6 protein-coding genes are annotated in these 3440 nt (G+C 33.5%); 2 read left to right on the top strand and 4 right to left on the bottom strand.

What is annotated here, in order from left to right:
* Positions 1-172 precede the first annotated feature (172 nt).
* A complete protein-coding gene (locus AC1DU2_RS30775) occupies positions 173-868 on the top strand; it encodes a hypothetical protein (RefSeq protein ID WP_477389451.1) in 696 nt (231 codons plus the stop codon).
* Positions 869-872: 4 nt separating this feature from the next.
* Here the strand turns inward: AC1DU2_RS30775 and AC1DU2_RS30770 are convergent, their stop codons facing one another.
* Both AC1DU2_RS30770 and AC1DU2_RS30765 read right to left on the bottom strand, forming a co-directional pair.
* Complete coding sequence (locus tag AC1DU2_RS30770) at positions 873-1130, bottom strand: hypothetical protein (RefSeq protein ID WP_477389449.1); 258 nt, start codon at positions 1128-1130, stop codon at positions 873-875.
* Positions 1127-1477: a hypothetical protein gene (locus AC1DU2_RS30765; protein ID WP_477389447.1), complete on the bottom strand. Its 351-nt coding sequence runs from the start codon at positions 1475-1477 to the stop codon at positions 1127-1129. Before AC1DU2_RS30765 ends, AC1DU2_RS30770 begins: the two co-directional genes overlap by 4 nt.
* Positions 1478-1542: 65 nt before the next feature.
* Between AC1DU2_RS30765 and AC1DU2_RS30760 the strand changes: the two genes are divergently transcribed.
* Entirely contained in the window at positions 1543-2262 is a 720-nt protein-coding gene (locus AC1DU2_RS30760; RefSeq protein WP_477389445.1) for a hypothetical protein, read from the top strand.
* 79 nt (positions 2263-2341) lie between these two features.
* Here AC1DU2_RS30760 and AC1DU2_RS30755 read toward each other — a convergent pair whose 3' ends face one another.
* Complete coding sequence (locus AC1DU2_RS30755; protein ID WP_477389443.1) at positions 2342-2839, bottom strand: phage holin family protein; 498 nt, start codon at positions 2837-2839, stop codon at positions 2342-2344.
* A complete protein-coding gene (locus AC1DU2_RS30750) occupies positions 2839-3318 on the bottom strand; it encodes a lysozyme (RefSeq protein WP_477389442.1) in 480 nt (159 codons plus the stop codon). The genes AC1DU2_RS30755 and AC1DU2_RS30750 overlap by 1 nt, the downstream gene beginning before the upstream one ends.
* Positions 3319-3440: the final 122 nt, after the last annotated feature.

The following is a 3440-nucleotide window of genomic DNA, read 5'->3' as shown; positions in this document are numbered from 1 at the left end:
ACCCCAATGTAACCATAGCGTATGTAAAGGAAAGATTGAATAAGAAAATCATTAAACCGTCTGAAAACAAAAGATTTTAGCAAAGATTTAAAAAGGGTATGCCATGACATACCCTTTTTAAAATTGAATAAGCTCACAAAATTGTAGATTAGTACGGTCAAATCTTATCATTATGAATAAATCAAATCGCTTAATTATCCTGCTCATTGCATCATTAATAGTGGGTTGTTTTGCGTCTGTAATACTTCTTACTCAACCATCTTTTAGTGAAATTTTCAATTTAAGTTCTGCTTCAAAATCAAATATTGGTACTGTTATCGGTGGTATCACCGCACCTTTAATTGGAATATTCTCATCTGTATTACTTTACTTAGCACTAACAAGACAAACAGATTCAAACAAAGAACAGCAACTAAAAAATGAAAGTGATATAATTTTTCTATTAATAAATCAATTGGAAAATGAATTGAACAGCTTTTATACAAAGGAAACAACTGAACGCCCTAATAATGGAAAAGTAGAAAAAATAGAAAGAAAGCTAACAGGTATCGAAGGGCTAAATGACTTTTGTAGGCAATATAGGTATGAATTTAATTTTGAATATCTTGATGAAATGACCTTTAAAAGTTGGTACGAATCAAATCAAATAATGCTATTTGTAGACACTTTTAATTTAATTCAAAAACGAATCAGCATTTCAAATCTATCTACCGACCTAAAAAGCCTTTTTAAAGAAAAGCTTAGTAGCTTTTATAAGTGCAGACTGAAAACACCTCTTTCATCGTTATCATCCGCTTTTGAATTAAATCCGATGCAGAAGGATGATTATACTTTAAGAATTCAAAAGTTCGTAGAAAAAAACAACTAATAAGCTATTTATATATTTTAAAATCTCTTAACTGATTAGGTGACCAGATTGTAAAATTTAAATCGTACTCCCGGTTTCTTATCCTATTGATACTGGTTTCAATTAAAGGATGAAGCAGTTTATAACCATCAATAAATTTAACGCTATCAGGTATCACTACGAATATTGTTAAATTTTTAATGGTTATTAGCCTGTTATAAGGTTCTGGCAATTCCTGTGAAAGGTATACTTTAACTTTTTCAATGTAAGTTTCTTCGGTCATCTAAGAGGTTTTTTATACATTAAGTCTCGATTGTCGTTTTTATCTTTAGCAATAAAGTTAAAATATGTGGTTACCCTTTCAGTAAACTTTTCGAGGTCGGCGGTTGCATCATTCAGCGTTTTCATTCGACTTTTAATACCATATTTAGGGTCAACCATTTGATAATCGGTAATAACGGTTCTGCAATTTTCACCATACAATATTAGGTCGCCTTTTCCTAACGCTTCAAATTCTTCGGGCGTTAACCAATCATTGTTTCGTTTACAATAAAACCAACACCCCGTGCTCCTGGCTTTGTCAGCTAAAACAACTAATTCCCTTTGTACGGTTTCAAACATTGAAGGCATAGCACAATATTACTAATAATATTAGCCACAGAAAGAGGTGTTGAAAATTTTTATCTTTGAGTATAATGAGAAAGAAAAATAAACCCAATCCAACGCCGGAAAAAAGTGGGAACATCAATACGATAAGTAGCAGTAAGCAAACCGGGGGTATAACAGCTCACACCGTAAATTTTAACAATGGTAGCAGCCCCACACCTCCTGAAAAATGGTGGCAAAAATCGTGGGTACAGGTGTTAGGTGTACTTGCAACTATTGCCACAATCTTAACGTTTTTGGGCGTTTCATTAAATTTCTTTGATAAGAAAAAGGAAACATCTTCAAAAAATCAATTGGCAATATCAAAAACAGAAATCAATCAAAAAAACAATGTCAATAAATCAACCATTAAAACGCCAATTAGATATAAACCAATTCCTTTAAAAAAAATTGAAATAAGGGGTAATGGAAATCATACCGTAAATGGAACTAATAATGGTGTAAATGGAGATGTAAACGTGTCTACTGAGAAATCTTTAACTGAGGATGAAGCTAAAAACATTATAGACACCATTACGTTGTTGAGAAAAATTAATAAAATCAAAAATAATCGAATTTTATTCTACGTATCAGAAGTAAGTAATCAAAAAAAACTTTCGTCTCAACTGATAACCATTTTAAAAAACAAATCATTCGAGGTCAATTTAAGCGGTTCAGGAGAAACATATAATGGTATAAAAATCACTGCTGATAGCGGATATTATGCTAACGATATGGTAATAACTATATTAGTTGGCACAGCACTTTAAAGCTATTTTTAGATTAATCTTTTTTAGGTTAATCACGCCCAATACTACAGTCAACACCCCTGATAGTACTTCTAAAATTTTAGTTAGGTTCATTTTTTGTCTCCTTATCTTTTGAATCAGTTTTTAGCCCTTTAGTGGGAATGAAGCTACCTAACTGCTTTACTATGTAGCCCCAAATTTGGGTATTTGTTATCACCTCAATATTTTCAACTATACTTTTGAACTCCCTGAATGAAATCAGTGAGGTAAAAATCAGCATCACCTTAATTAAATCCCCGGTGATATTGTGCTGTACTACATAGGCGCAAATGATACCCAACATATAAGCAAACATCTTTTCAGTGGTTATTCCTATCTTTTTGGCGGTCACCGGAACATCGGTCTTTATTGATTTCCAGATACCTGTAATCATATCGGCTATCAGTAAGAAAATAGTAACCGCTATCATCTCATAAGTCGGTAACAGGTAAGTACAGAAAGTAAAAATTATCAGTTTCCAGATGTTGGCGGCAATGAATTTGAACAGTGCAGAAAAAGAGGTTTGCAAAACAGTGATGATGGTGTAAATTGGTTTCATTAGTTATGTTCAGTATTTAGTGGTTTAATGAACAAATCAGCTTCAATTGTCCTACGGGTTTTCAGGTCGGCAACCACTTTGCCCCCGGCTTTAATCCACATTAAAAAAGCTGCCTTGATAAGGTCTGGTGAAGCTTTGGCATTAATCCGTTTAAGAAGGGTTGAACCTAAAAAGCCTTTGGTGGCGTTGCCGATACCGACATTGTAGGTAAAACTTACCAGAGCATTAAATTGGGATTGATTTAGGGGTACTTTAACGGCAGCGGTAACGGCTTCTTCATAGCTTTTTACCAGAGCGGTAAACATTGAATCGCACTGTTCTAAACTGATGGTATCACCAATTTTAACGTTCTTTCCTGTTGCCGGGTAATAAGTCATACCTACCCCGATTGTAGCAACTTCGGCTACATCATAATAGGCTTTTAACCTTACCCCTTCCTGTTTGTATATAAAATCCCTTCCGGCTGCATCTATTCTCATTAACCGGGAAATAGGTTAAAACAGGTAATAAAAAAGGCTTAAATAGATAATTAAACCCATTTAAGCCTCTTTTCGATTATGCTATAATTAAACTTATAAAGAATGGCTAAACAGCCTTATTT

The organism is Mucilaginibacter sp. P4_C11 (assembly GCF_056402115.1).
The sequence above is the reverse complement of the archived record's forward strand: the minus strand, read 5'-3'. Positions and strand labels throughout refer to the sequence as shown.